The 2527-nt window shown below is 36.1% G+C and carries 3 protein-coding genes; all 3 read left to right on the top strand.

Annotated features, from left to right (window positions below; genetic code table 11):
- A partial coding sequence (locus SP041_RS21125; protein WP_205961229.1) for a hypothetical protein occupies positions 1-205 on the top strand: 205 nt, incomplete at its 5' end.
- Between the two features lie 32 nt (positions 206-237).
- Positions 238-1200 carry a DUF4917 family protein gene (locus tag SP041_RS20575; RefSeq protein ID WP_025565811.1) on the top strand — a complete coding sequence of 321 codons (963 nt, stop codon included), beginning with the start codon at positions 238-240 and terminating at the stop codon, positions 1198-1200.
- A gap of 171 nt (positions 1201-1371) precedes the next feature.
- Positions 1372-2394, top strand: coding sequence for an HNH endonuclease (locus SP041_RS21320; RefSeq protein WP_025565810.1), 1023 nt, complete (start codon positions 1372-1374; stop codon positions 2392-2394).
- Positions 2395-2527 lie beyond the last annotated feature (133 nt).

Consider the following 2527-nt stretch of genomic DNA (forward strand, 5'->3'; position numbering starts at 1 on the left):
GTGTTGTTGTTCTGAAGTGTTCATCGCTTATACTCCTATTATTCATCACGAGGACGTGATGTGGATAATAAGTATGAACGTTATTGGTCTTTTGTTTTTCTGCCGCACAGCGGCTTCGTTCAACAAGCTGTTAAACAAGGACAAAAAACAGTTGGTTTTTGCTCCTTCGTCGCTTATTTCAACCAACTATTTTATTGCCTGTTAACAGGGCGTTAACCCGAAAGTATAGTGAGTTGTATGCCACGTAAATTAATCATATTTGGAAATGGGCTAGGAATGAGCTTATCTCCAGAACACTTCTCGTTACAAAATGCCCTAGAGACCATTTGGTGTAAAGATGGTGTTTTAACCTCGGATCAAAAAAAGCTGATAGAGCGGTGTCTTGGGAAAAAAGGAGCACCTGAAGGTGAGGATGAATTGGATCTTTTGCATCAAGCAATTTCATATTGCACATCTTTGAATCGAATTGGTCAAGGTGATATACATTGGTTAACAAAAGATGGCCAGAGCTTCCCCGAAATAACGGCAAAATATATTCATAAAGTAGCTACATTCTTGCATAACTATGACGGTGAACTCCCTTTCGAATTTTATGAGCCATTAATTGAGTTTGTAAAAAAAACAAAATCTCATGTTGCAACTCTTAACTACGATAAGCTTTTATATAATTCGTTTATAGATAACAATATATTCAGTGGTTACAATGGATATTTAGCAGATGGAATGATCGATCGCGGGTTTTCATCTGAATCTTTGGAACGAAGATATGGAAATAATTTCGGCTATTATCTACATCTACATGGTTCCCCATTATTTGTTGAAAAACGAAACGGTATAACAAAGCTTTCAAGAGACCAGTTAACAATTGATCGTGATGAACAAAGTCAACATATTGTACTGACACACGTCAAACACAAACCGTCTGTCATTTCAGCGTCTAGTGCATTATCTGTCTACTGGGATTACTTGCGCTTAGCATTAGAAGAAGTTGAAGAAGTTATTTTATTTGGCTATTCAGGGCTAGATGAACACTTAAATGTTTTATTAAAGCCATATTTAAAAACTATTGATACTCGAGTCGTTGAATGGTCTGGTGCTGGTAAACCGAAAGCAAGAAAGCATTTTTGGACTTCAAAATTAGGTGATGGTTCAATTACCGTGACGAGATTAGACAATATAACTGAATTCGAAGATTGGTGATAATCGGGTTAACAAGTCAATTTAATCGGAACTAAAACAGTGTGCCATGTTTCGTTCCTCAACAAGTTTGGCACGCAATTTTAGTCCGCTTAATGTGGGCGTTAGCACTATTGTCATATTCTCCAAAATGTGGTGTGTTAAAGTTGTATCAATCTAATTTTAGGCATAATTATGAGCGTTAATAGAGAGCAGATCTTTCAACAATTGCGTACAAAAATGGAAAATGTTGGGTTTGAATTTGAAAAAGAGCAAAATTCTCATATGCAAAATCGTGGTAATGAGCTGAAGTTTACTCACGTTAATCTATTGAAACAACTTGAAAGTGAAGGGTATGGAGGAAGAGCTAAAAAATTTTATATAAAAGCAATATCTGATGATGTGAATAGCGAAATAGGTTTAGTTACAGGGAAAACAAACCCTCTTGTACAAAGCGAATTGTTTCCCGAAAACAATACATTTGACTCTCATGGAGAGGCCTCCGGCCCTGCATGGGTGAACAAAAAAGGTGATAAAGCGTTAGATGCACTGCTAGATGCTATTAATACATTTCAGCAAGATCTTCCTATGAAAAAGCTTAAGAGTTTTGCCATTTCTCAAGGTTTTGAGCAAGAAATTTTAGATATTTCAAACATAAAAATAGTTTGGGAAGCAAGCTATGATACAACTGTATATAAAGGGTTAATAATACAGCTTATCGAAGATCATGGTTTACTAAATGAATTTGTTAATATTCATTGGCGAAAAGGTTTAACAGTAAATGGGCAAGAGAGAATTAAATTTATTTTAGGCAAAGCTCAAGAATATAAAGACTATATAAAATTATGTCCAGATGCATTTAGTGCATTGAATAAAGCTTATGATTCGGATCATATATTGAAGTCAGTACCAGTCGGTCAAAGTTCACCTAAGAAAGTAGTTGGAACTCATAATCAATATTATAGAGACCATCAAGTGGTTTCTTATGTTCTTGCAGTTGCAAAAGGGAATTGCCAACTTTGTGGTGCGGATGCTCCTTTCAAAACCGTGAATGGAAAACCTTATTTAGAAGTTCATCATGTAGAGCCTCTCTCTGAAGGCGGAGCTGATATAGTGGCTAACTGTCTTGCTCTTTGCCCTTGTTGTCACCGTGAGTTGCATTTTGGTGAAAATAGGGAAACTTTGAAAGAGAAAGCTTTAAAGCTGATATGTGTATAATAAGTGCTAACAACACGCCCTGAGGTGGACCGCTAGTAAAATTTAACTATTAATTGCAAATTTTAAAAGCGGTGAGTCTCTTCTTTTTAGCGCCGCTAAATAGGTTGATTCATCATAGGGAGTGTTAGTTTTC

The organism is Psychromonas sp. SP041 (genome assembly GCF_000470315.2).
Classification (GTDB): Bacteria; Pseudomonadota; Gammaproteobacteria; order Enterobacterales; family Psychromonadaceae; genus Psychromonas.